Raw genomic sequence first — 23,617 nt, 5'->3', positions numbered from 1 at the left:
ATTTTGCGGCGCGAGCGGTTGATATTGCGGTGAGGTGGCCGAGCGGTTGAAGGCGCACGCCTGGAACGCGTGTATACGGGAAACCGTATCGAGGGTTCGAATCCCTCTCTCACCGCCATTATGCGGCGGCATAATGGCAATCCCGATAATAAACGGCGGCTATAATTCCGGCCGGTCTGCGTTTTCTGATAAGCTATGGCGGTCTTATCGTTGCAGCCTGACCGCATTTTCTGGATAACTATAGTTTTTCCTGAATGAGGCAGCGGCCGGCCTCTGTTGCAGCCTGACCGCATTTTCTGGATAACTATAGTCCTCGGCCTTAAGCCTGTCAGCAAAAGAGAGTTGCAGCTTGACCGCATTTTTTGGATAGCTATAGTCATGGACTGCGCGTCCATTGTGGCGTTGGCGTTGCAGCCTGACCGCATTTTCTGGATAGCTATAGTGCAACCGCAATCGTGACGCGCAGGACACAGTGTTGCGGTTCAGCCTTATTTTCTAAAAAATTATGCTCTTGCCGTTCGCGCGCCGGATTTAGGAAATTTCTGCCGGGTTTCACCCTGTTTTCGTAAAAATGCCAAGAACCTGCCCCGGTAAAAGCAGGGCGCAAAACCGACCCCTGCTGCCATGACAAATAAACGTGCCGGCAGATTGCCGCCTCTCCGGCTGACAGAAATAATGCAGCTAAGGCCGCTCTTCCTCCCTTATGCCGCGGCGGATAGAGCGCAAAATACGCTCAGCCGCCGTGCCGGCCGCCAGTTTTTCACCCGCCAGCCAGGCCGTATTATCGCGCTGAACCTGTGCTTTTACATCAACACAGCCGGCGGCAAAATCATGCACCAGTTTTTTGGCCTCTGCCACTGTTTTCACCGGGTGCGTGCCGGCAATAATTCTCTCCCCCGCGGGCGAAAACGGCAAATGATCGGCGCGCTCCAAAAAAATCACCGGCTTGGTGAAAAACTGATATTCCGCCAGAAAACTGATACCGTCCGTCAGCATACAATCAGAAGCCTGCATCAGCCCGGCATAATTGCCGGCACTATGGCGCGCCGTATTGGGCAGGCTATCCCATTCCTGCAAAAAGGCAGCCATTTCCTCAGATGATAAAGGGCCGCCGGCTTCCGTTATTTTGGAAATTGCCGCCGGGTGAAAGCTTAACACCATTTCTATACTATTGTCGCTTTTTACCCAGGCCAACATATCCTGATAAATAGCGGGGAACAGGCCGAAACGCAGCCACTCCTTGCCGACACTGTGATGCGGCGACCAGATAAGGCGGAAACGGCGCCCCGAAATTTGCTGTTTTATCGGCCAATGCTCCTGCTCCCGCCCCAGGCGGATAAGGCGCTTGACCTTGGGGTGGCCGACAATTTCCATATTTTGCGCATAGCGCACGGCATGCTTTTTAAACCGCGTTTTTTGATCTTCCGTGGCATAAAAAATCTTCCAGGCAGTGCGGTGAAAATCGGAATCCGTGGCAGGGTCGCGTTCTTTAGCCAAAAGCCGTGTATCCGCCACCGCTGTCACCGCATAAGGCACATAGCACAGCCTGGCAAAGCGCAGCTCCTCTACATGAAAACCGGGGGGAATATCCCAATCCCACTGCGACTGGCGAAAAATAATATCCGGCGCCAGCGCCTTTAAAATATCCAGCCCCTCAAAACTGTCTTCCATGCTGAAGCGCAAATGCTCAATGCCCAATTCCAACAATTTCTGGTGAATTATATTTTCAAAACCGTAATTCTGCTCACCGGGGAAGCGGCGGCGGATAGAAACAGCCAGCGGTGCGAAATCTTCCGCCGCCAGCATGGCCTCATAAATATCGGCCAGGCTGTCCCATGCCTCAATATGGTGAATCAGAAACACCGCTTTTATTTTTTTGCCGGCCGGGCGAGCGCCGGCAACCAGATTTACCGTCTGCTTGATTTTATAAAGCTCGCCTTGCAGACGGCGGCTTTGTTCCTCAGACAAGGCCGCCGCGTTTTGTATCTCCTGCTGCGTTGTTTTCACATTTTCTGCCAGCGCCGCCATATCCTGCGGCAAATGCGCAATAACGGCATTGCTATGCCGGATACGCCGTAGCCATTGTGATAATCTGGACATAAATTCCTCTTTTTACCTGCTCTGCGCCCGGCCGGCATAACCGCACCGTCTGATGCCAATACATAGCAGGCAAGGCCAGAACAGCAAGAGGCAGCCGGCCAAAGCCGCCGCCCGGCTCACCCGCATTATACATTATGCGGCCCGGTTGCGGCAGCAGCCGGCTCTTTAGCGCGGAAAATCACCAGAAACAGCACAAGCAGCACGGCGCTATAGGCCGCGAAAACCAGCCAGACAGCCTGCCAGTTGCGCCCTGTTTCATCGGTAAAATAATCAATAATGCGACCGCCCAGATACATGCCAATAAAAGTGCCGAAACCGTTGACCGCCGTCATAAACAGGCCTTGCGCCCCGGAACGCATGGAACTATCCACCACTTTCTCAATAAAAATAGAGCCGGAAATGCTGAAAAAATCAAAAGCGCAGCCGTAAACCAGCATAGAAAGAACCAGCAAACTCATACCAAAGCTCGATGCGCCGCCAAAAGCAAAAAAAACAAAACGTAATATCCACGCCGAAACGCTCACCGCCATAACAATTTTAATACCGAATTTTTTTAGAAAAAAGGGAATGGTCAGAATAAAAGCAATTTCCGAAATTTGCGACAGCGAATATAAAATATCCGGGTAGCGCAGCAGCACATTGCCTGCCGCCTCCGGGCGGGCAGCCAAATCATGCAAAAACGGATTGCCAAATGTATTGGTAATATGCAAAACCACGCCCAGCAACATAGCAAAGGCAAAAAATACCGCCAGGCGCGGCTGTTTTAACAGCACCAAAGCCTCCAGGCCTAAGCGGTGCGCCCAGTTTTCTGTCGCAGCCGGCCGACCGCTATCGCCTTTTTGTTGCAAGGCGCCGCCACAGGTGAGAGCCTCCAACCCGCCCCTCTGTCGCGGGGCGCCGCCACAGGCTGGCCTGTCCAACCCGCCCCGCACCTGCGCGGCAGCGGCGGGCTGAGAGGGTAGGGTCAGGCTGTAAAGCGCCAGACAAAAAGAGGCGGCAGCAGCAATATAAAGCTGCACCGGGCTTAATTCATTGCCGGAAAGGCTGATAATCCACATAGCGGCGATAAAGCCGATTGTGCCGAAAACACGGATAGAAGGAAAATGCACCGCCGTATCCAGTTGTTTTTGCTTGAGGCAAAAATGGGCAATGGCATTGGCCAGCCCCAGGCTGGGCATATAGGCCATCAGATTAAGCAGCATAACCCATATCATGGTTTCGGCATTGGTAATTTGCGCCATTATGAGCAATATTACGCCGCCGCTTAAATGGCACAAGGCATAAAGCCGGTTGGCAGCAATATATTTATCGGCAATTATGCCGAGCAGCAGCGGCATAATACAGGCGGCGATACCCTGCATACTGTAAATATTGCCCACTTGCGTGCCGCTAAAGGCCAGCGTTTTTATCATATAGGAGCCTAGCGTTATCAGCCAGCTTCCCCAAATGAAAAATTGCAGGAAAGACATGATTTTCAATCTTGCCTGAATAGTCATAAATTTGCTCCCCAGGCAGACGGCGCTGCCAAAGCCGGCGGCTCACATCGCAGGGCTTTTACCCAGCATTATATCCAGATATGATATGCCATGCCGCAGCGGGCCGACACCAAGCCAGGCCGCCACAGTCTGCCCCATATCGGCAAAACCCAAATGCTTGCCGCAATTAACAGGCGCAATAGCGGCACTGTGAAATAATTGCGGCACATATTCACGCGTATGATCATTGCCGCTCCATGTCGGGTCGCAACCGTGATCGGCGGTGATCACCAGTAAATCTTCCGGACGCAATAATGGGAAAATTTGCGGCAGCAGCCGGTCAAACAATTCCAGCTCGGCGGCATAACCGGCAATATCGCGGCGATGGCCGAAATTTTGATCAAAATCAACAAAATTGGTCATGGTCAGGCTGTTGTCAGGCGCCGCCTTTATCTGCTGCACAGTTGCAGCAAATAAATCTGCCGTGCCATAGGCCTTGATGACCTTGTCTATAGCCTGATGGGCAAAAATATCGGCAATTTTACCAATGGCAATAGTCGTGCCGCCCTGTTTTTTGACATAATCAAATAAAGTCGGCTCGGCCGGCGGCATAGTCCAGTCACGGCGGTTATTGGTGCGTTTAAAGCCCTGTTCGGCCGTGCCGGCAAAAGGGCGGGCAATCACCCGGCCGACATTATAAAAATCCATTTCCTGGCGAATAAGGGTGCATAAATCATAAAGGCGCGCCAGGCCGAAAATATCTTCATGCGCCGCTACCTGAAAAACCGAATCGCCGGAAGTATAAAAAATCGGCTTGCCGCCGGCGACATGCTCCGCGCCCAAACGCGCAATAATTTCTGTCCCCGAAGCGGCACAATTACCCAGTGAGCCGGAAATCCCCCCCTTTTGATAAATTTTTTCCAGCAGCGCGCGCGGAAAATAACTGCCTTTATCAAAAGCCGGGTCACCCGGCCGCGGCGGCGGAAAGCTGCCCCAGGCCTTTGGCACCGGCAGACCCATCATTTCCCAATGGCCGGAGGGCGTATCTTTGCCGGCGCTGATTTCCTGCCCGACAGCATAAGCGCCAATCAATTTTTGCGCTTTTTCACCCGCAGCAGCAGGAAGACGGCGGCCACAGGCTGCCGCCAGCGCTTCATTCAAGCCCAGCCGGCATAAATTGGGAACGGATAAAGCCCCGCGGCGGCGCTTATTATCAGCCCGGCCGGCAGCGCAAAATTCGGCAATATGCAATAAAGTATTGGCACCTTTATCACCATATTTGCCGGCGTCCGGCGCCGAGCCGATACCAAAGGAATCCAGAACCAGAATAAAAGCTCTCGCCATTGACCTCGCCCCGCAGCTTTTTACAATATTACTTTATCCGGCGCTATAGTGATCGCGGTAATATTGCCGGAAGATCTCTCTTGTCCATGCCCCGATATTATGCCCGAAGGTTTCAGAAACCAGCCGGCAAACACCGACACTGCCCCGGTTAACACGGCATTCGGAATAAATGCAAACCATACTGCCGGCAGGGAAACCGAAAATTCCAGCACTTCCGCCGGCGGCACGGCTCTATCCGATGTGCACGGCAGCAACGGCATTCCTTTCTGCCGGTTGATAAAACCGGCACGCATACCGCCCAGGCCAACCGCCAATTATTGCAGCACAAAATCCCGAATAATCATTTTTATTCTTTCCTTTATGGACATAGTCCATTCCCTGTTTCCTGTCCGCAGCTCAATACCGGCGCAAGCTGCTAAGTTCACAAATATACCATAATTCCTTTTTCAGGGCGTTTAATACGTGGTAGAAAGCGCCGTCAACTGCTCTGCCGCCGCTTTATCAACAGAAGAAACAGCGCAATTACCGCGCGATTCACGCAAGGCCGTATACAGCACTGAGCTGCCGAAACGGAAATGCAGCGGATCTATCCAGCCATGCCCCAGAATTTCGGCAGTCAACGCCAGATAATCTTCTGCCTGTGCCTGTGTTTGCACCCCGCCGGCAATTTTCAAACCGCAATTCCGATTATGCTCAGCTATGACTTCCAGCATGAGCCGCGCGGCCGGCAATGTGGCATTAGTCGCCGCCTTGCCGGTAGAAGTTTTGAGAAAATCCGCCCCTTCGCCAACAGCAATTTCTGCCGCCTGCTTTATCCAGCACGGCTGCTGCAATACACCGCTTTCCAAAATTATTTTCAGCACTTTTCCACCGGCCGCCGCCCGGGCAGCACGCAATAATGACCGCCCGGCCCGCACCTCACCCTGCATTAAAGCATGATAGGGGAAAACAATATCCACTTCATCGGCGCCCAGTGCCAGCACCTCTTTCACCTCAGCCGCCGCTTTGGCACTATCTGTGCCGCCGGCGGGGAAATTGGCCACACTCACCAGCCTTATTTGCTTCCGCAAGCCTTTGGCCGCCAGAATTTTATCGGCCGCGGGGAGAAACTGCCGGTAAATACATAAACCGGCCGGCAGGTCGTAAAGCGGCGACAAAGTCTCACATAAAGCGGCAATGCGCGCTTTTGTGTCATCATCACGCAATGAGGTTAAATCTATCAGGCCGGTGATAAAACGCTGTCGCTCCCGCTCACTCCCTGTCGGCGCCGCTGCCTGATTGTTACGGGACATAGCGCACTTTCCCCCTTCACCCGGCCGGCGGCTCTGCCAGCTCAGCAAAAAAGCCGGTCATCACCTGCACAAATTTATCGGCCGCCTGAGCGGCGCAATGCAAAGTCTGCTCATGCGACAAGGCAGTATCCGACAGCCCCTCGGCATAATTGGTAATCACCGCCGCGGCTACGACTTTCAGGCCGCAATGGCGGGCGGCAATTACCTCCGGCACTACCGACATGCCGACAATATCGCCGCCAATAATCTGCATCATACGAATTTCTGCCGCTGTCTCAAAATTCGGCCCGCTCCAGGCAACATAAACGCCTTGCGCCGGCTCAACCCCGTTTTTTACCAAAGCCTGCCGCAGCAAAGAGCACAAATCGGCATTATAAGCATTGGCCATACTGAAAAAACGCGGGCCGAAAGCCGCATCATTTGCCCCTACCAGCGGTGATTGCGGCAATAAATTGATATGATCACTTATCGCCACCAGGCTGCCCGGAGCAATCTCTTTATGCAGCGAGCCGGCGGCAGCCGTTACAAAAACAAAATCGCAGCCCAAAAGTTTGAATGTGCGTATGGCCGCCGTCATAATACCAATGCCGCGCCCCTCATAAAAATGACCGCGCCCTTTCATACACAAAACCGGCACACCGGCAAGCCGGCCGGCAACCAGTTCGCCGGCATGGCCTTCTACCGAACTGATGGGAAAAGCAGCCAGATCCTGATAAGGAATAGTCACTTTATCCGTGAGTTTATCGGCCAGCCTGCCAAGGCCCGAACCGAGAATACAGGCGGCGCGCGGCTTGAAATCCGGCAGGTTTTGCCGCAAAACAGCCTGAATATAACCGGCAGCCTGAAACGCAGAGTTTTTTTCCATGAGAGACAAACCGTTTTTTCAACAGAGTGAGAGCCGAGAGCGCGCCGCTTTTACGCAGCAACAGGCAGCGCCCCTGCTCTTTTATATTTACCGTCCAGCATAAAGCATAAAACCGCCAAAGCGCAATGGCTTTATCGGCCAGCGACACATAATCACAGGAAAAGGCGGCCCGGCCAGGCAGCAAAGATAAACGGCCTGCATGTCAGACAGGCCGTTTTCATCATTCTCTGAAGGCCGGACGCCATTTTCAGCCGTCAATCAAACGCTGCTGTGCCTCGGCATAACGCGCGCCTTGTGCCGGATTAGCAGCCAGCACAGCGGCGATTGCGGCCAGATCCTGCTCTGTCAGCCGCAGTTTAACAGCGCCGCAATTCTCCCGCAGGCGGCTTTGTTTGCTGGTACCGGGAATAGGCACAATCCACGGTTTTTGCGCCAGAATCCAGCTTAAAGCGATTTGCGCCGGGGTAGCGCCTTTGGCGGCAGCAAGTGCCTCCAGCCTGCGCACCAGCGGCTGATTGGCCTGGCGATTCTCTGCTGAGAAACGCGGCACAGTGCTGCGAAAATCATTTTTTTCCAGCCTGGTTGCTGCTGTCATTGCCCCGGTTAAAAACCCTTTGCCCAATGGGCTAAAGGGCACAAAGCCAATCCCCAGTTCTTCCAGCACGGGGAAAATTTTTGTCTCCGGCTCGCGCCACCAGAGCGAATATTCACTTTGCACGGCAGCGACCGGCTGGACGGCATGGGCGCGGCGAATTGTCGCCGCACCGGCTTCCGACAGGCCAAAATATTTCACCTTACCCTCGGCAATTAAATCTTTCACCGCGCCGGCAACATCTTCAATCGGCACATTCGGGTCAACCCGGTGCTGATAGAGCAAATCAATATAATCTGTCTGCAATCTTTTCAATGAGCCTTCCACCGCTATGCGAATATGCTCCGGCCGGCTGTTCAGGCCCGGCTCCTGCCGGCCGTCAACAATATTAAAGCCGAATTTGGTGGCTAATACGGCTTTATCGCGGAAAGGCGCTATGGCCGCGCCGACAACATCTTCATTTGTCCACGGGCCATAAACTTCTGCCGTGTCAAAAAAGGTGACACCCTCATCATAGGCAGCGCGGATAAGAGCGACCGCCTCTGCCTTTTCTGTAACCCGGCCATAACCGAAACTCAAGCCCATGCAGCCCAAGCCCAGGCTTGAAACTGCCGGCCCGCTTTTTCCGAGGTAACGTTTTTCCATGATATTCTCCTCAACCCAAACCGGCCTATATTGCCGGTGCAACAAATATAAACCGGAAACACAGAGCCTGTCCAATACTCAAATCTCCTGAAACCTTGCCTGCTTCTCCAAAAAGCAGATTCCTGCCATAATCTTTTGACGAAAACAGAGCAAGACGCGACTTTGGGAAAATACATGATAAAACAGGCGGAATTGAGCCGGTTGATAAACAGGCACAGCGCCCGTGAGGGGCGCAACGGTACAGTGATTGCCGGCCTGCCTTTGGCTAAAGCCTGTAAAGCGGGTTTTGCCTCTCCGCGCCTTTAATGAGCCTTGTCTCTGTATTATTGCTCAGGCGCAAAAGCAGATTTTATCAGATGAGGCTGTTTATACATATTCGCCGGCGCATTATTTACTGGTATTGGTGCATTTGCCGCCGGCAGGCCGGGTGACAAAGGCAACACAAGACAGGCCTGATGACGGGCTGCAAATCAGGCTGGATTCGCAGAAAATCCGCGAATTTCTGCCGTTTTCAGCGATAAGAAATCACGCCGCGCCGCCAGACAGACCTATTAGAGCCGTGGCCACGGGTCTGATGCCGGATAAATTGCCGGACGCAATAATGCGGCCGGTGCGCCTGCCGGATAGTCCGCAATATATTGCGCCGCCGGCGCCGCTCATTTTCAATGAGATTTATTACCGGCTGCTGCAAGGAGAGCATAGCGCCTGTCTTGCCCAGTGGTTCGGAGTGACAAGCCGCACCGGGCAAATTGCCAAAGTGACAAATTATATCAAAAACAATCTCAACAAGCCAATAAAAATGGAAGATCTGGCCCGGATCGCCAATATGAGTCCCCCCTCTTTTTACAATCATTTCAAACAGGTAACTGCTATTGAGTCCGCTGCAATATCACAAGCGTCTGCGTTTGACAGAAGCACGCCGCCTGATGTTGAATGAGACAATAAAGGCCGCGGCCGCGGTCTATCAGCTCGGCGCCGACAAGCGCTTCACAATTTAACCGTGAATATAGCCGCCTGTTCGGCGCCCCGCCCGGGCAGGGTATTGCCCGCATGAAAACCGATATATAACGGGTTTTATACTGGTGTGCGGAATATTAGCCCTTTATATCTGCTCCCCGGCTGCCTTCTTTCCCGGGCTCAAAGCCGCAGCAAAACGGCTTTTTCATTTATCCACATTTTCATTTTCTCTGTCTGTTGCCGCTTTTTTTCGGCTTTGACGGGCCGGGCGACTCAGGGCACACTGCGCCGGATACGCTAATCTATGGCAACGGGCTGGAATTTCCTGCCGGAAATATGGTAGAAGTTTCTCCTGGCGCCTGTTTCTGCCGGAAATTCCGGCAAAATACGGCCGGCAATAGTTCTGTATAATCGGTAAATAGTGCCTGCCGCCTCCTGTCACTTACTCCTTGAGCTGAAATCTTATGTGTGCTTTGAAAAACAGTAATTTATGGAAGTCGCTGGCACCTTTTATCGTCATGGGTCTTATCTTTCTTCTGCCGGCGCCGGAGGGTATGCCGCCGCAGGCCTGGCGCTATTTTGCCGTGTTTCTGGGCATGGTCACCGGTATGATTTTAGAGCCGATTCCGGCAACGGCAATCAGTTTCATCGCTGTTACCATTTGCATAATCGGCGCCGATTATCTGCTGTTTAATGCGCAGGAGCTGGCCGATCCCGCCTTTGGCAGCGGTAAGGAAGCGCTGAAATGGGGGCTGGCAGGCTTTTCCAATACTACGGTCTGGCTGGTATTTGGCGCTTTTATTTTTGCCCTGGGTTATGAAGTGACAGGGCTGGGGCGCCGCCTGGCGCTGATTCTGGTAAAATTCATGGGCAGGCGCACATTAACGCTGGGCTATGCCATTATGATTATTGATGTCCTGCTGGCGCCTTTTACTCCCTCCAATACGGCGCGCACCGGGGGCATTATTTTCCCCATTATCAAAAATCTGCCGTCTTTGTTCCGCTCTTTTCCCAATGACCCCTCTTCCCGCCGTATTGGCGGCTATCTTATGTGGATGATGGTTGTCGGCACCAGCCTGAGCTCTTCCATGTTTATGACCGGCGCCGCCCCCAACACGCTGGGGGTGGAATTTGTCAATAAAATTGCCGGCGTGCAGATTAGCTGGCTGCACTGGTTTCTGGCTTTTTTGCCGGCGGGACTTATTTTGCTGGTTATAACGCCCTGGCTTGCTTATATTTTTTACAAGCCGGAGGTCACCCATAGTGCTGAAGTATCCGGCTGGGCCGGGGGAGAGCTAAAAAAACTGGGCGGGCTGACACATAAGGAGATTATTTTAATCTGCCTGGTGCTTCTGAGCCTTTGCCTGTGGATATTCGGCACGCATATCATCAATGCCACAGTGGTTTGCCTGCTCGCTGTCTCGCTCATGCTGGCTTTGCGCATTGTCCCGTGGAAAGATATTACCGGTTACAGCAGCGCCTGGAATACATTGATCAGCCTGGCCACATTGGTGACTATGGCCAATGGGCTGACGCGCTCGGGTTTTATCGATTGGTTCTCCGGGGCTATGAGCGCGCATCTGGCCGGCCTCTCCGCCAGTGCCACTATTATTATTCTGGTGCTTGTCTTTTATTTCGCCCATTATCTGTTTGCCAGCCTTTCTGCCCATACCGCCACTATGCTGCCGGTGATTCTGGCTATTGGCAAAGGCATGCCCGGCGTGCCGATGGGACAGCTCAGCCTGTTGCTGCTGTTTTCCATTGGCCTTATGGGCTGCCTGACACCTTATGCTACCGGCCCCGGCATAGTTATTTACGGCAGCGGCTATATTAAATCCAGGGATTTCTGGCGGCTTGGGGCAATTTTCGGCGTCATATTTATCAGCATTTTACTGCTGGTCGGCTGGCCGATTCTGGCTTTATGGAACTGACAGGCCAACCGGCTCAACCGGTGTCATGGCAAAATTTGCCCGCAAGGAACAGGCTTGTGTCATCAATCCGCAGATACGGGCAGAGGGGTCTATAGTCCGGGGCTAAAAATCATCACTGTTCCGGCTCATGCCGGCATTGGAAAACAGCCTTATATATGTCGGTCACAGGGAAAAGCCTGAAGACGCAGAATGCCTCCAATGCCGGCAAAGTGTAGCGCGCTGAAATTTTTGTCAAAAAACGGCCGGCTTTTGCCAAAAGCGCGCCAGTCGGCTTTGAGCTGCCCCGCAGCATTACTGTTAGCGGCGCCAATTCCTCCCACATTTTGCCGTCAGGGTTTTTGCCGCTGTCAAAACGCTCATGCGTGACCTGCAGCAGCGCCTCACCAATATTTTTCAGCGCGCCGGGAATATTGGCGGCGCGGGCCTCAAGCGTGACCAAAAACTGCTCCAGCCGCCTTTTGGTTGCCCCATCAAACTCTATTTTAAAGTTTGCCAGCACTTTACATTATCCTTCCCAATAGCTATATTGTGCTTGTGGGTGCTATCAATGCTGACAAGACAGATGACCAAGATGACCCATGCAAAGCCGCCTCTTGTAGCGGCTTATTTTTTGCGCCGATAAAGCAGCGCGCCATGCTGCTGCCGCTCAATATAGCGCTCATCTTTCTCTTTATTGCCTTTTGTGGAAAACAGCGTATTACCGCTCCAGCCTGTTGATCCCCAGCTAAAGGCCGAAAAAACCGCTCTTATCGGATCAAACCGCACATAACGGCACTTTAGCGGCAAATAGCAGCCGGCTTTTGCCAAAGCACTAGCGGCGGTTGAGCTTTTCATTTTCTGTTTTCCTGCTTATTTTATAGCTTTTACAGCTTTACTGCGCGCTCCGAGCCCTTGCAGCAGAGCTTTGTGAAAAATATCGGGCGCCTGTATTTGCGGCGCATGCCCAAGATCGGGGAATTCATGCAATAGCGCCTGCGGAAACCGTTTCGCCGCCGCTTTGGCCAAAACCGGATAATTCCCCAGTTTTTTCCTTATATCAGGCGGAGCCAGATCTTTGCCGATGGCTGTATTATCCCTGGCGCCAATCAGCAGAAGAACCGGCGCGCGAACCTGCTCAAATTCATAATAAACCGGCTGCGTGTAAATCATGTCATAGAGAAGCGCAGAATTCCACGCCACAATTTTTTTGCCACTGCCATTATTAAGCCCGGCCAGCATGGTCACCCAAATATCATATTCAGGTTTCCATGTCCCGGCATAATAGGTCGCCTGCTCATATTTCTTAATGGCAGCGGCACTGAGTTTTAATTCGCGCTCATACCATTGATCAATGCTGATTGAGGGAACGCCCTTAGCCTTCCAGTCTTCCAGCCCGATCGGATTAACCAGCACCAGCTTTGCGACCGTATCAGGATACATTAAGGCATAGCGAATCGCCAGCATGCCGCCGGTAGAATGCCCCATAAACACCGCCTGATGAATACCCAGATTTTCCAGCAAATCCCGGGTGTTGCGCGCTAATTGCTGAAAACTGTATTGATAATGTTCAGGCTTGGCGGATTTACAAAAACCAATCTGATCCGGCGCGATTACACGATAGCCGTGCTGAACCAGAAGGCGCGATGTTGTATCCCATGTCGCGGCACAGAAATTCTTGCCGTGAAGCAAGATGATATTTTGCCCATTGGGCCTTGCCGGTTTGTAATCAAGATAGGCCATTTCCAGTTCCTGGCCTTGCGAAGAAAAGCGGAAATGCCGGACAGGGGCAGGATAATCAAATCCTTCCAGTTGCGGGCCATAAGATGGGGTAGCGGTATTATCCTTTATAGTGCCCCTCGCGGCAATAATGCTATCCGGACGGCCTATAGGCAGAATTTTAACAAGTTTTCTGCTGATAAGGTCAATAACAGCAACCTGATTATCAAACGTGCAGGAAACGGACATTCTGTTGCTTTCTTTATCCATATAAAGACCGGCGCCCTTACATATTTTTTCCTGTTTTTCCAAAATCCGCGTCTGGGCATTGTAAAACAGCAAATCGCCCGTTTTAACGCTGACAATAGCAACGGCCTTGCCGTCAGGCATAAATTTCAGGCGATGCAGCCCTTGCACATTTGTGTCACTATCACAGGCAATTTTCTTCGCCGCCAAATCAACAATAATCACATGGCCATCAGGCCGGGCTGTCCATAATTCTTCACCATTGGCAGAAATATCAAACCCTTCCGCGCCATATCCTGCATTGACAATTATCTGCCGCCAGTCCGGCCTGAGCCTGGCCTCAGGAGGCAGAATCCCTGTGGGCAGCTTATAGGGGGGAAGTTCTTTTTTCTCAAAAATACCGACAGTGCCGGATTCTGCATTTGCCGTGTAAAGGCGGCTTTCATCAGGCGCGACCTGAATCAAATGGGTAAAATCCTGCCCTGCCCCCAACAGATTTGTCACTTTGCCGGTCTTGACATCATATACGGCAACCGCTTTGGAGCCTTGTGCGGTAAACCAGAGCCTGTCATGAAGACAGGCCAGCCCGTGAAGAATATAAAACGGCCTTGTATCAACCGTCTTTTCTACTGTCAGAGTCTCAAGATTGACAATATGGATATTATGCCCCTGATTATTTATCCCGGCATTGGATATATAGGCTGTCCGCTGATCGGCAGAGAGAACAATCTCATGCAGGTCTTCACCCATGGGGACAGAGGCAATAGGGGCAAGTTTATTATAATTGAGAATTTTTAATTCCTGACCCGGTTTTGACAAAACAAGACTATAATGACGAGCATTTTCTGCCAGAACAATATGGGGATACACAATCAAGGTCAGAACAAAAAACAGGCTCACTATAGTCTTCATTATAGTCTTACCCTTCCTTTTGCCGGGGAGAAGCATTTTTCGTGGCGTGCTGAAATTTTTGTCAAGAAATAGACGTTTTTTGACAAAAACGCGCCAGGCGGCAAATCCATGCCCTACCAGATAGTGTATGCCAGGCGTCAGAGATAACCGGTGCCACCAGCCAATCTGACGCTCGGCTCACGCTATTGAACACATTTCGCACATCTTTGAGCACTTTTGCACAGGCAAATGATTATGCAGTTTTTAGCATTTTTTCGTAAAATTTCTTTTCTATCATTAAATATCAATATTATATTCTTTGGCAAATACTCCCTCACTTTTTGCCAAATGAACCGGCCCCTTACATTTTTACGGCATTATTCCAGGTGTAAGGGACACAGAATAATAATATGGCGGAGGGGGTGGGATTCGAACCCACGGTACAGTCTCCCGCACGCCGGTTTTCAAGACCGGTGCCTTAAACCGCTCGGCCACCCCTCCATGCGCCTACCCGGAAGCGTTTAGACTTCCGGCAACAAATATTGGAAGCGTTCAGACTTCCAACAATAAATATTGGAAGCGTTTAGACTTCCAACAAAGAGATACTGCAAACGGCCCGGATTTCCATAAATAAAAACCAAAAGCCTTCAGATTTCCAGGCAATAGAGCGCTCTTCATACTCCCGGCAAAAGCCGGAATATCCAGGCTCACGCCTCTCCTGCTCTTTTGGCAGAATTACGGCCCGAAATCAACCGGGAAATTATAGCCTGCACAATAGAGACATTTATGCTTTATCGCTTATCGCGCGCGGGCAAAAATTACTGCCGGCCGTGCCTCTGTAGCGCGCTGAAACTTTTGTCAAAAAAATAGACGATTTTTGGCAAAAACGCGCTACGCTCCCAATCCACGCCACTGGATATAGTATGCCGGGCGTCAGACGAAATCACTATACACACCCTTTCTGACACCGCTTGAGCGCATCAACCGTATTTGGCCCCAATTCCAGGCGATTATTCACAACATTATAAGAGACGGAATTACGCAACCGCCCGGTGCGCAGCAATATCGGCTTTGAGCTGCGCCGCAGCATCACCGTCAGCGGTGCCAGTTCCTGCCACATTTTGCCGTCCGGGTCTTTGCCGCTGTCAAAACGCTCATGTGTGACCTGCAGCAGCGCTTCGCCAATATTTTTCAGCGCGCCGGGAATATTGGCGGCGCGGGCCTCAAACCTGGCCAGAAACTGCTCCAGCCGCCTTTTGGTTGCCTCATCAAACTCTATTTTAATTTCTGCCAGCACTTGCTTATCCCCGGCCTTTTTGCTATATTGTGCCCGTTACTGATATTCCGATGCCTCACAAGAAGGCTGCCCAAGGTATTCGGTGCCAAAGCCGCCTCTTGTGTGCGGCTTTTTATTTGCGCCGATAAAGCAGCGCGCCATGCCGCTGCCCTTCAATATACCGCTCCCGTTTTCCAGAACTGCCGCGAGTAGGGAATAATGTGCTGCCGCCCCACCCGTCTTTGCCCCAGCTAAAGGCAGAAAATACCGCTAAATCCGGATCAAAGCGCACATAGCGGCGCTTTAGCTGCATTTCGCCGGTATCGCGCCGCCGCTCCCAATCCACCCAGATTTCATCAGGGTCAGTCAGCGCCTCAAAAGCTTTAAGCAAATTGCCGGCGCGGCCGGCTTTAAACACTTTCCAATGCCCGGCGCCATCTTTAAACATCGCGTCAGAGACAGCCACTACTTGTCCGGCTTTATCGCGGATAAGTTTCGCCCCGTCTGGCCCGCGCCTTGCTCCAACTGCGGCCAATATCCTGTCTACATAATATTCTGCCGACTTGCCTTCGGGCAATTCCTCGGCTTTGCTCGGCCGCGCTATCTGGCGCAAGGGCACAAGGTTTGCCGGCGGCGGGGTGCCTTTATCCGGCGTATCGCGGCTATCCGCCAGCGGTTTTTGCAGCTCTTTTGGTATCAGCCCTTCTGCCCAGTCTTTACCCGGTGCATGGTTCCAGCCGGGGCTGATACCTTGCGGCACCAGCTCCGTTTCACCCGTTGCCGGGTCAATTACCCGCCGCTTCGGCAGGTTCGGGCTGGGGTCGGGTTCAGTGCGCCCCAGCCGCTCCATCTGGCGCCGGCTCAACGGCACAACGCCGCAAGTGCAGCCCCAGCCATTGGGCGGGTAAATCTCATTCCATGCCAGGTCATCACAGCGCAAAATCAACCCGTCAAGCGCCAAATGGTGGCTCCGCGGTGCTTTCGGCCGGCGGGTAAAGCCGTGCTTATATTGCCAGTAAGGCCGCGCTTTAACCATATCCGGGTCGGTCATTTGCTTATAGCGCCCGGCCGCATAGGCGGTGCGTAAATTGGTCTCATAAATGGTGCGCGCCCGCCATGCCCGGCCGGCAGGGCTGCCTTCCCCTGTCCAGCCCGTCCAGCCATGCTTCGCTGCTGTCGATTCAAAATTTTTCGTAAATTCGTCTAATCGCGTGCCTTTGGCCAGCGCATCATCAACGGCCTGGCGCAAATCATAAAACATAAATTCCGGCAAAATTCTCTCGGCTTCGGCGCCGCAATTCTGCCTTATTTTCTGCCCAGTCTAGCCGAGTAAGGGGGAGAATCTCTGTTTTAGAAGGAGAGTGCTGTGAATTTATATTTTATGCCAGGTGCCTGCTCGCTTGCCTCGCACATTATTCTGCATGAATTAGGGGTAGAGCATAATCTTATCCGCGTTGATGGAGCCAGTAAGCGCACGGCGGACGGCAAGGATTATTTGCAGATCAACCCTAACGGCTATGTCCCTGCCCTGCAGCTTGATGACGGGCGTGTTTTGACCGAAGGGCCGGCTATTTTGCAATATTTGGCCGATAGCCATGCCGATAAAGATCTGGCGCCGCAATGCGGCAGTTTTGAGCGGGCAAAATTGCAGCAATGGCTGAATTATACCGGCACGGAGCTGCATAAAAATTTTGGCCCTTTATTTGCTGCGGCGGCAACCCCGGCGGAAAAGCAGGCGGCCACAGCGAAGCTGGAAAAGCGCTTGCAATCGGTTGAGCGGCAATTAGAAAAAACGCCCTATTTGCTGGGTGATAAATTTTCTGTGGCTGATGCCTATCTTTATGTCATTTTGCGCTGGGCCTCTCAGCTCTCCCTGCCGCTGGAATCTTTCCCTTCTATCCGGCATTATCAGGAGCGGCTGGCTAAAAGGCCAGGCATTATAGCCGCGCAAAAAGATGAAGGCCTGGCCTGAGTTTCGCGTTAAAGCCTGCCCGATGCAGATGAGATCGGAGCGCACTCGCCGGCCGGGGCGCTCTGCCGGCGGTGTTGCTGTGCGGCGATTTTATTAGATAAAATTCTTTAGCTAAACCGGCGCCCGGATAAGCGGACACCGGCAAACAGGGCAGATCAGGGGAGCTAAAGTGAATCGGCGCCGGCCGGTAGAGCCCCGGTGCGCCGGCAGCCTATTCATCGCGGTAGGCGCGTTCGCGTTTTTCGTGCCGCTCTTGTGCCTCTACCGAAAGCGTGGCTATTGGCCGGGCGTCCAGCCGGCGCAGGCCAATCGGCTCGCCCGTTTCTTCACAATAACCGTAAGTGCCGTCATCAATGCGCTGTAATGCCGCATCTATTTTAGAAATAAGTTTGCGCTGGCGGTCGCGGGCGCGCAATTCCACCGCCCTGTCGGTTTCAGAAGAGGCTCTATCCGCCAGATCTGAAGGATTATGGCTGTCTTCCTGCAAATTTTCCAGCGTCCCCTTGGCTTCCCGCAAAATCTCGCTCTTCCAGCTCAGCAATTTTAGACGAAAATAGGCTCTTTGCCGATCATTCATGAAAGGCTCATTGGCGATTGGTCGATAATTTCTCTCAAGCTCGCTGTTTATACTCTTCATAGCTGTATTTCCCCTTTATCCGCGGGCAGTATATAATGCCGTTCCCAATCGCAGGCAAGAAAAAACAGCAAAAATTATTGCTTCCCCTCAAACAAGCTAATGGCTTCTACCGGGTTTTTGCTTATTCGGCCGATAAAGGGCGGCAAACCGTCTCAAAATACGGGCCGGCAGCATAAAACAGCAATTATTCCCTTTCTTTTCTGCGCCCCAAATTGCGCTTTTTAACGCCGGCCGCAGCCTGTGCCGCCTGGTGGAGAATTTATCTTTGCCTATAGCTGCAAAGAAGAAATTAACCTTTTCCTGCTTTACTTCCCCTCATTGCCGCTGGCGACAAAGAGAGACAAAACAGGGCTGTTGTCCTCTTTGCTCCGGCTTTTGTCACGCGCTGTCTGGTGCCGCAGTTTTTTGTTATGAGTTTCATTAATGCAAAGAGTTCTCGCTTTTTTCCTCATTTTTCTGTCGGTTTTTATGAATTTACCGGCGGCTCAGGCAGTAGATTACCGCGCTGCTTTTTTGCAATCCGTGCGCGGCCAGTGGAGCGGTAAGGGTGAGGTGGTGGCCGGGCGTTATAAAGGGATAAAATTCAGCTGCAAATTAAGCACGCCAACCGCAGAAAATGAAATGGAAATGAATTTGGACGGCACCTGCCGCACCGGTATTTTCTCTCAGCCTGTCAAAGCCAGAATCAGCCGCAGAGGCAGCACATTTCACGGCAGTTTTAATGAAGGGGCGCAAGCAAACGGCCTCGATATTATTGCCGGGGCAATTCACAAAAATCATATGACCCTGGAGCTTAACCGCGATAAATTAAACGGCAATATAATCGCCCGGCTGGAAGGTGACAATCTGCTGCATATCACTCTGGCAGTAAAAATAGATGAGGAAATTATCCCCGTTATCGGTATGGATTTAAACCGTATCGCCCCGGAAGCAACCCGCATAGCCGCCAAAAGCGATTCTGCTTTCGCCTGGCTGCGCAAATGAGCAGCTTTTGCCCTTGAGCCCGTTTCCTGATATTTTAAGGCCGACCCCGGTGCTTTTTGCCCGAAAATATGGTTAAACGGCGGCATTTGCGGTTTTTCCCCTTTTCCCGCGCCTGTTTATATTCTACATTTTTGGCAGCGCGCTTGAACAATCAGGATTTTCATTATGAAATCTCCCCCGCTTATTGCCCCTTCTTTGCTATCGGCTGATTTTGCCAGGCTGGGGCAGGAGGTGACAAATATTATGGCGGCCGGGGCCGACTGGCTGCATATTGATATTATGGACGGCCGATTTGTCCCCAATATCAGCTATGGCGCCGATATTGTCAAAGCTGTGCGACCTCTGACCAAAGCGGTTTTTGATGCGCATTTAATGATAACACCTTATGAGCCTTATCTGGAAGTTTTTGCCAAAGCAGGTTGTAACAATATCACTATCCATGCCGAAGCCGGTTATCATACCCAGCGCGCTTTGCGCCATATTCGCGATTTGGGTTGTCGCGCCGGGCTGGCGCTTAACCCCGCCACGCCGGAAACCGCGCTGGCTTATGTGCTGGACGATATTGATATTATTCTGGTGATGACAGTTAATCCCGGCTTTGGCGGGCAGAGTTTTTTGCCCTCCCAACTGGAAAAAATCCGCCGCATTAAAAAACTGGTCGGCAAAAGGCCGATTGCAATAGAAGTTGACGGCGGCATTACGGTTGATACTATCGGTGCGGCAGCGGCAGCCGGTGCCGGTGTTTTTGTTGCCGGCTCGGCTATTTATCACGGCAACAGGGCAGAGACTTATGCACCGCGCATTGCCGCTCTGCGTCAGGCGGCTTATGCCGGATTATCGCCCGGCAGCAGCAAGTCTGTTTAACCTCTGCTCTATTGCCGCAATGCAAAGGACAGCTCATGATTCCCCGCTATTCCCGCCCGCAAATGGCTGCACTCTGGTCGCAGGAGAGCAAATTTCGCCTGTGGTTTGAAATAGAGGCGCATATATGCGATGCCCTGGCCGCGCTTGGCACAATCCCGCAAAAAGCGGCAGACGCTATTCGCAAAAAAGGCAGCGCCGCCAGATTTGATGAAAACAGAATTGCCGAAATAGAAGCAGTGACCAAACATGATGTCATTGCTTTTCTCACCCATTTGGGCGAATTTGTCGGCGAAGATGCCCGCTTTATTCATCTCGGCCTGACCTCTTCCGATATATTGGATACCGGCTTTAATCTCCAGCTCATGCGCGCAGCCGATATTTTGCTGGACGATTTGGACAGGCTGCTTGCCGTGCTGAAAAAACGCGCTTATGAGCATAAAAACACCTTAACCATTGGCCGCAGTCACGGTATTCATGCTGAGCCGACGAGTTTTGGCCTGAAGCTGGCCTTTGCCTATGCTGAATTTGCCCGGTGCAGGCAAAGGCTGCAAGCTGCCCGGCAGGAAATTTCCACTTGCGCCCTTTCCGGCGCAGTCGGCACTTTTGCCAATATTGATCCTTATGTCGAAACCTATGTCGCCAAAGCGCTAGGCATGCGGCCGGAGCCGATTTCTACCCAGATTATCCCGCGGGATCGCTATGCCGTGTTTTTTACCTGTCTGGCCATTATTGCCTCCTGCATGGAGCGGCTGGCGATTGAGATTCGTCATTTGCAACGCACTGAAGTGCAGGAAGCAGAGGAATATTTTGCCGCCGGGCAAAAAGGCTCTTCAGCCATGCCGCACAAGCGCAATCCGGTGCTGTCGGAAAATTTGACCGGGCTGGCGCGGGTGATTCGTGCTGCCGCCCTGCCCGCAATGGAAAATATTGCTTTATGGCATGAGCGCGATATTTCGCATTCTTCGGTCGAGCGTTTTATTGCGCCGGATACAACAATTACGCTTGATTTTGCCCTTGACCGCCTGACCGGGCTGATAGAAAACCTGCTTGTTTACCCGCATAATATGCAAAAAAATATCGATAGGCTGCACGGACTTATCTATTCACAGCGCATTTTGCTGGCACTGACACAAACAGGCCTGAGCCGCGAAGAAGCCTATCGCCTGGTGCAGCGCAATGCCATGAAAACATGGCAATCAGGCAAAGACTTCCAGGCTGAGCTGCTGGCAGACAAGGATATTCGCAAAATTTTGACAGAAAAAGAAATAAAGGCACTGTTTGACATTGCCTGGCACAGCAGAAATGTGGATATTATTTTTCGCCGTGTTTTCGGCGCCTGACTGCCCCGCATGGCCGGCAAAACGGCTCACCGCGCTGGCAAAGCGGGGTGAAATTGCCCTTTTCCAGCAGTGATATTCTGGCTGTTTTTGCTGCGCCGGCAAGTTTTTGGCAAGTGCGCCGGCGAGCCGGACTGCTGCTCCAAATTCAGCAAGGCAGGCGGCCGGCAGGTCTATAGCCGGCCAATGGGCCAGGCCATAGCTTTTATGCCGGAGGGCGGCAAAACAGGGATAGTATAGCTCATCAGAAAGCGCGGCCAGGCCGCAATGAATCGCGGGCGAGAGAAGGCAGGCAAAGGTATAAAAAACCCCGCCGGTAAAAGCGGGGTTTGGGTAAATCGGGCAAATAAAGGCGTATCAGCGTTTGGAAAACTGAAACGAACGGCGGGCTTTGGCCTTGCCGTATTTTTTGCGCTCAACAACACGGCTGTCGCGGGTCAGGAAGCCGCCTTTTTTCAGCACAGCGCGCAAGGCCGGCTCATAATGCGTCATGGCTTTGGCAATACCGTGGCACACAGCCCCGGCCTGGCCGGAAAGACCACCGCCAATAACTGTGGCGATAATATCAAACTGGCCGTCCCGATTGCCGGCGACAATCGGCTTGCGCAAAATCATCTGCAAAACCGGGCGAGCAAAATAGGCACTGAAATCCTTGTCATTAACAGTGATTTTGCCGGAACCGGGCTTGACCCAGACACGGGCAACAGCGTTTTTGCGCTTGCCTGTGGCATAAGCGCGCCCCTGTGTGTCCAGCTTTTGCACATAGACAGGGGCAGCCTGATCTGCTGCTGCCGGCACCTGTTTGATAAGTTCCAGTTCCGAGAGGGAGCTAATCTGTTCTGCCATGATTACGCACTCCTTTTATTTTTGGGGTTAAGAGCCGCAATATCAAGCATTTCCGGCTTCTGCGCCTCATGCGGGTGAGCAGCGCCGCCGTAAACACGCAGATTCTTCATTTGCCGGCGCCCCAGCGGGCCGCGCGGAATCATGCGCTCAACAGCTTTTTCAATAATGCGTTCAGGAAAACGACCTTCAAGAATCTGGCGCGCTGTGCGCTCTTTAATGCCGCCAGCATAGCCTGTATGGCGATAATATTTCTTGTTCTGATATTTTCTGCCCGTCAGGGCAATTTTTTCGGCATTGATGATAATGACATTGTCACCATCGTCAATATGTGGCGTAAAGGTCGGCTTGTGTTTGCCGCGCAGATAATTGGCGATAATTGCGGCCAGGCGGCCGAGAACCAGCCCCTCTGCATCAATAATAACCCATTTTTTCACCACTTCTGCCGGCTTTTGCGAAAAAGTTACCATAGAAGTTTCCTCAAGACTTATATCCCTGCCGCCTGTGGCTTTAAACCCAAACAAGCGCGCAAGGCTTTTTTTGTTGCTTGTTTTGCCGCTCTGTTTATTTTCGGCCATACGCGGCAAAATACAGGCGACAAAAATAAGGCTGAGCCAAAGCACCGCCTTTGAGGGGGAATTTATAAGCGAGGAGTAACAAAAAAGCAAGCCCTGATATAAGTATTAAGCCGCTGTTTTGGCGGTTTCAGGCGATTTCTACCGGATAATTGACGCCGCTTTGGGGCACATTATCGGCAATTCCGGCCTGTGGTTAAAAAGCCGCGCACAGCAAAACGGCTTTGCCTGAACAAGATTACCTTGCGTCCATTGGCAAAGGCAATCTTGTTCAGGCAAAGCAGAAATTTCGGCAATTAAAGACCTTCAGGCCGGGACTCACTGCGAAGGAGCTGAGCTGGAGGCAGAAGGCTCCGGTGCGCTAACAGGTGAAGAAGATTCTGTGCCTTCAGGCGTTACATATTTATATTGTTTATAAGCACCGCTGATCGTGGCAGAATTATAGCCGCTATTATTGGTGCCGATAAAATTTTGGGCGCCGCCGGGCGTTATCGGGCGATTATTGATGGAAGGCGCGAAAATATTGGCGATAATGGCCAAAAGCAAAACAAAGCCCAAAAACAGAATCACCGTTTTCATAATAGAAGCATAATGCTTATAGCTCTCGGAACGGTGATCTGTATAAGTATGATAACGATGATCATGGCTCACCGCCGCCGTGTGCGCTTTGGCAGCGATACGGGCAGTCTTTTTTGTCGCACCGCTTTTTTTACGCCCTTTGGGGGCAGGCGCGGTTTTCATGGAAGTTCTTTTTTTCGGTGCCATTTTCATGTCCTTTCTGCGGCTGTCAGGCCTTTTTGCCGAATATATATCCCCATAAGGGAGGGGAGAAAACGCACCTTAAAATTACGCCTGCAGGCGGCCTGTAAAGTTCGTATCCCCGGTTTTATTGCCGCCGGCTGGTTTACCCCGGCTGCAAACAACTGAACCACAAATTGCTGACGCGAAACTTTTTCTTTAAGGAATGCTGCCTATCGGTTTTAACTCTATTTAAGACAAAACAAAAATATACAGCATTTCTCCCTGAAAGAAATCATAAATATACTATTTCAACTATTTTTATACTATAAAAATAGTTGAAATAAACCATTAAAAA

At 51.9% G+C, this 23,617-nt stretch carries 24 protein-coding genes and 2 tRNA genes; 8 read left to right on the top strand and 18 right to left on the bottom strand.

The features are described 5' to 3' along the window. The first annotated feature begins 28 nt into the window (after nt 1–28). Nucleotides 29–118, top strand: a tRNA-Ser gene (locus DPQ22_RS01835). A 563-nt stretch (nt 119–681) separates the two neighbouring features. On the opposite strand, the gene DPQ22_RS01830 is transcribed toward DPQ22_RS01835, so the two are convergent. The 8 genes from DPQ22_RS01830 to DPQ22_RS01800 form a co-directional block, all read right to left on the bottom strand. Next, nucleotides 682–2,100 (bottom strand): hypothetical protein, encoded by a 1,419-nt coding sequence (locus tag DPQ22_RS01830; protein ID WP_150212883.1) that lies wholly within the window; start codon nt 2,098–2,100, stop codon nt 682–684. A gap of 125 nt (nt 2,101–2,225) precedes the next feature. Further along, on the bottom strand, nt 2,226–3,596 hold the full coding sequence (locus DPQ22_RS01825; protein WP_150212882.1) for a nucleoside permease: 1,371 nt from the start codon (nt 3,594–3,596) through the stop codon (nt 2,226–2,228). Between the two features lie 42 nt (nt 3,597–3,638). Continuing rightward, nucleotides 3,639–4,919 carry a phosphopentomutase gene (locus DPQ22_RS01820; protein WP_150212881.1) on the bottom strand — a complete coding sequence of 427 codons (1,281 nt, stop codon included), beginning with the start codon at nt 4,917–4,919 and terminating at the stop codon, nt 3,639–3,641. Between the two features lie 20 nt (nt 4,920–4,939). Further along, a complete protein-coding gene (locus DPQ22_RS01815) occupies nt 4,940–5,179 on the bottom strand; it encodes a hypothetical protein (protein ID WP_150212880.1) in 240 nt (79 codons plus the stop codon). Nucleotides 5,180–5,374: 195 nt separating this feature from the next. Further along, nucleotides 5,375–6,211, bottom strand: coding sequence for a deoxyribose-phosphate aldolase (deoC, locus tag DPQ22_RS01810; RefSeq protein WP_150212879.1), 837 nt, complete (start codon nt 6,209–6,211; stop codon nt 5,375–5,377). A 16-nt stretch (nt 6,212–6,227) separates the two neighbouring features. After that, complete coding sequence (gene xapA / locus DPQ22_RS01805) at nt 6,228–7,076, bottom strand: xanthosine phosphorylase (protein ID WP_150212878.1); 849 nt, start codon at nt 7,074–7,076, stop codon at nt 6,228–6,230. A gap of 87 nt (nt 7,077–7,163) precedes the next feature. Then, nucleotides 7,164–7,334 carry a hypothetical protein gene (locus DPQ22_RS08740; RefSeq protein ID WP_190323093.1) on the bottom strand — a complete coding sequence of 57 codons (171 nt, stop codon included), beginning with the start codon at nt 7,332–7,334 and terminating at the stop codon, nt 7,164–7,166. Then, nucleotides 7,324–8,313 carry an aldo/keto reductase gene (locus tag DPQ22_RS01800; protein ID WP_150212877.1) on the bottom strand — a complete coding sequence of 330 codons (990 nt, stop codon included), beginning with the start codon at nt 8,311–8,313 and terminating at the stop codon, nt 7,324–7,326. The genes DPQ22_RS08740 and DPQ22_RS01800 overlap by 11 nt, the downstream gene beginning before the upstream one ends. 174 nt (nt 8,314–8,487) lie before the next feature. Between DPQ22_RS01800 and DPQ22_RS09240 the strand changes: the two genes are divergently transcribed. From DPQ22_RS09240 to DPQ22_RS01790, 3 genes are all read left to right on the top strand, one after another. Beyond that, nucleotides 8,488–8,619, top strand: coding sequence for a hypothetical protein (locus DPQ22_RS09240; RefSeq protein ID WP_256371529.1), 132 nt, complete (start codon nt 8,488–8,490; stop codon nt 8,617–8,619). Next, nucleotides 8,600–9,250, top strand: a complete 651-nt coding sequence (locus DPQ22_RS01795; RefSeq protein ID WP_190323092.1) for an AraC family transcriptional regulator — start codon at nt 8,600–8,602, stop codon at nt 9,248–9,250. Before DPQ22_RS09240 ends, DPQ22_RS01795 begins: the two co-directional genes overlap by 20 nt. A 484-nt stretch (nt 9,251–9,734) precedes the next feature. After that, complete coding sequence (locus tag DPQ22_RS01790) at nt 9,735–11,201, top strand: anion permease (protein ID WP_150212875.1); 1,467 nt, start codon at nt 9,735–9,737, stop codon at nt 11,199–11,201. A 112-nt stretch (nt 11,202–11,313) separates the two neighbouring features. Here the strand turns inward: DPQ22_RS01790 and DPQ22_RS01785 are convergent, their stop codons facing one another. The 6 genes from DPQ22_RS01785 to DPQ22_RS01760 form a co-directional block, all read right to left on the bottom strand. Then, the gene (locus tag DPQ22_RS01785) at nt 11,314–11,700 is read right to left on the bottom strand and encodes a phage virion morphogenesis protein (protein ID WP_150212874.1); all 387 of its coding nucleotides are present in this window, start codon (nt 11,698–11,700) and stop codon (nt 11,314–11,316) included. 104 nt (nt 11,701–11,804) lie between these two features. Further along, on the bottom strand, nt 11,805–12,035 hold the full coding sequence (locus DPQ22_RS01780) for a PBECR2 nuclease fold domain-containing protein (protein WP_150212873.1): 231 nt from the start codon (nt 12,033–12,035) through the stop codon (nt 11,805–11,807). Nucleotides 12,036–12,050: 15 nt separating this feature from the next. Beyond that, entirely contained in the window at nt 12,051–14,054 is a 2,004-nt protein-coding gene (locus DPQ22_RS09090) for an alpha/beta fold hydrolase (protein ID WP_246681431.1), read from the bottom strand. A 390-nt stretch (nt 14,055–14,444) separates the two neighbouring features. After that, nucleotides 14,445–14,534 (bottom strand) — tRNA-Ser (locus DPQ22_RS01770). A 445-nt stretch (nt 14,535–14,979) separates the two neighbouring features. Further along, complete coding sequence (locus DPQ22_RS01765) at nt 14,980–15,330, bottom strand: phage virion morphogenesis protein (RefSeq protein WP_150212872.1); 351 nt, start codon at nt 15,328–15,330, stop codon at nt 14,980–14,982. A 112-nt stretch (nt 15,331–15,442) separates the two neighbouring features. Next, nucleotides 15,443–16,582, bottom strand: coding sequence for a PBECR2 nuclease fold domain-containing protein (locus tag DPQ22_RS01760; RefSeq protein WP_150212871.1), 1,140 nt, complete (start codon nt 16,580–16,582; stop codon nt 15,443–15,445). A gap of 93 nt (nt 16,583–16,675) precedes the next feature. Here DPQ22_RS01760 and gstA point away from each other — a divergent pair, with 93 nt between their 5' ends. Then, nucleotides 16,676–17,281, top strand: a complete 606-nt coding sequence (gene gstA, locus DPQ22_RS01755; RefSeq protein ID WP_150212870.1) for a glutathione transferase GstA — start codon at nt 16,676–16,678, stop codon at nt 17,279–17,281. A 211-nt stretch (nt 17,282–17,492) separates the two neighbouring features. On the opposite strand, the gene dksA is transcribed toward gstA, so the two are convergent. After that, a complete protein-coding gene (gene dksA, locus DPQ22_RS01750; RefSeq protein WP_150212869.1) occupies nt 17,493–17,918 on the bottom strand; it encodes an RNA polymerase-binding protein DksA in 426 nt (141 codons plus the stop codon). Nucleotides 17,919–18,341: 423 nt separating this feature from the next. Between dksA and DPQ22_RS01745 the strand changes: the two genes are divergently transcribed. The 3 genes from DPQ22_RS01745 to purB all read left to right on the top strand — a co-directional run bounded on the left by DPQ22_RS01745 (nt 18,342) and on the right by purB (nt 21,106). Further along, nucleotides 18,342–18,902, top strand: coding sequence for a hypothetical protein (locus DPQ22_RS01745; RefSeq protein WP_150212868.1), 561 nt, complete (start codon nt 18,342–18,344; stop codon nt 18,900–18,902). 165 nt (nt 18,903–19,067) lie between these two features. After that, nucleotides 19,068–19,766, top strand: coding sequence for a ribulose-phosphate 3-epimerase (rpe, locus tag DPQ22_RS01740; protein WP_150212867.1), 699 nt, complete (start codon nt 19,068–19,070; stop codon nt 19,764–19,766). Nucleotides 19,767–19,801: 35 nt separating this feature from the next. After that, nucleotides 19,802–21,106, top strand: coding sequence for an adenylosuccinate lyase (gene purB, locus DPQ22_RS01735; RefSeq protein WP_150212866.1), 1,305 nt, complete (start codon nt 19,802–19,804; stop codon nt 21,104–21,106). A gap of 354 nt (nt 21,107–21,460) precedes the next feature. On the opposite strand, the gene rpsI is transcribed toward purB, so the two are convergent. The 3 genes from rpsI to DPQ22_RS01720 all read right to left on the bottom strand — a co-directional run bounded on the left by rpsI (nt 21,461) and on the right by DPQ22_RS01720 (nt 23,286). Continuing rightward, nucleotides 21,461–21,949 carry a 30S ribosomal protein S9 gene (rpsI, locus tag DPQ22_RS01730; RefSeq protein ID WP_150212865.1) on the bottom strand — a complete coding sequence of 163 codons (489 nt, stop codon included), beginning with the start codon at nt 21,947–21,949 and terminating at the stop codon, nt 21,461–21,463. 2 nt (nt 21,950–21,951) lie between these two features. Then, nucleotides 21,952–22,416 carry a 50S ribosomal protein L13 gene (gene rplM, locus DPQ22_RS01725; RefSeq protein ID WP_150212864.1) on the bottom strand — a complete coding sequence of 155 codons (465 nt, stop codon included), beginning with the start codon at nt 22,414–22,416 and terminating at the stop codon, nt 21,952–21,954. 423 nt (nt 22,417–22,839) lie between these two features. Next, nucleotides 22,840–23,286 (bottom strand): hypothetical protein, encoded by a 447-nt coding sequence (locus DPQ22_RS01720; RefSeq protein WP_150212863.1) that lies wholly within the window; start codon nt 23,284–23,286, stop codon nt 22,840–22,842. Nucleotides 23,287–23,617: the final 331 nt, after the last annotated feature.

The sequence above is a fragment of the Candidatus Tokpelaia sp. genome, from assembly GCF_008636115.1.
Taxonomy (GTDB): domain Bacteria; phylum Pseudomonadota; class Alphaproteobacteria; order Rhizobiales; family Rhizobiaceae; genus QLZD01.
The sequence above is the reverse complement of the archived record's forward strand: the minus strand, read 5'-3'. Positions and strand labels throughout refer to the sequence as shown.

What these genes read in the sequence shown, in the direction of transcription:
- DPQ22_RS01830 (WP_150212883.1), bottom strand. Translation starts at nt 2,100, where the DNA reads ATGTCCAGATTATCACAATGGCTACGGCGTATCCGGCATAGCAATGCC.
- DPQ22_RS01825 (WP_150212882.1), bottom strand. Translation starts at nt 3,596, where the DNA reads ATGACTATTCAGGCAAGATTGAAAATCATGTCTTTCCTGCAATTTTTC.
- DPQ22_RS01820 (WP_150212881.1), bottom strand. Translation starts at nt 4,919, where the DNA reads ATGGCGAGAGCTTTTATTCTGGTTCTGGATTCCTTTGGTATCGGCTCG.
- DPQ22_RS01815 (WP_150212880.1), bottom strand. Translation starts at nt 5,179, where the DNA reads ATGCCGTTGCTGCCGTGCACATCGGATAGAGCCGTGCCGCCGGCGGAA.
- deoC (WP_150212879.1), bottom strand. Translation starts at nt 6,211, where the DNA reads ATGTCCCGTAACAATCAGGCAGCGGCGCCGACAGGGAGTGAGCGGGAG.
- xapA (WP_150212878.1), bottom strand. Translation starts at nt 7,076, where the DNA reads ATGGAAAAAAACTCTGCGTTTCAGGCTGCCGGTTATATTCAGGCTGTT.
- DPQ22_RS01800 (WP_150212877.1), bottom strand. Translation starts at nt 8,313, where the DNA reads ATGGAAAAACGTTACCTCGGAAAAAGCGGGCCGGCAGTTTCAAGCCTG.
- DPQ22_RS09240 (WP_256371529.1), top strand. Translation starts at nt 8,488, where the DNA reads ATGATAAAACAGGCGGAATTGAGCCGGTTGATAAACAGGCACAGCGCC.
- DPQ22_RS01790 (WP_150212875.1), top strand. Translation starts at nt 9,735, where the DNA reads ATGTGTGCTTTGAAAAACAGTAATTTATGGAAGTCGCTGGCACCTTTT.
- DPQ22_RS01780 (WP_150212873.1), bottom strand. Translation starts at nt 12,035, where the DNA reads ATGAAAAGCTCAACCGCCGCTAGTGCTTTGGCAAAAGCCGGCTGCTAT.
- DPQ22_RS09090 (WP_246681431.1), bottom strand. Translation starts at nt 14,054, where the DNA reads ATGAAGACTATAGTGAGCCTGTTTTTTGTTCTGACCTTGATTGTGTAT.
- dksA (WP_150212869.1), bottom strand. Translation starts at nt 17,918, where the DNA reads ATGAAGAGTATAAACAGCGAGCTTGAGAGAAATTATCGACCAATCGCC.
- DPQ22_RS01745 (WP_150212868.1), top strand. Translation starts at nt 18,342, where the DNA reads ATGCAAAGAGTTCTCGCTTTTTTCCTCATTTTTCTGTCGGTTTTTATG.
- rpe (WP_150212867.1), top strand. Translation starts at nt 19,068, where the DNA reads ATGAAATCTCCCCCGCTTATTGCCCCTTCTTTGCTATCGGCTGATTTT.
- purB (WP_150212866.1), top strand. Translation starts at nt 19,802, where the DNA reads ATGATTCCCCGCTATTCCCGCCCGCAAATGGCTGCACTCTGGTCGCAG.
- rpsI (WP_150212865.1), bottom strand. Translation starts at nt 21,949, where the DNA reads ATGGCAGAACAGATTAGCTCCCTCTCGGAACTGGAACTTATCAAACAG.
- rplM (WP_150212864.1), bottom strand. Translation starts at nt 22,416, where the DNA reads ATGGTAACTTTTTCGCAAAAGCCGGCAGAAGTGGTGAAAAAATGGGTT.
- DPQ22_RS01720 (WP_150212863.1), bottom strand. Translation starts at nt 23,286, where the DNA reads ATGGCACCGAAAAAAAGAACTTCCATGAAAACCGCGCCTGCCCCCAAA.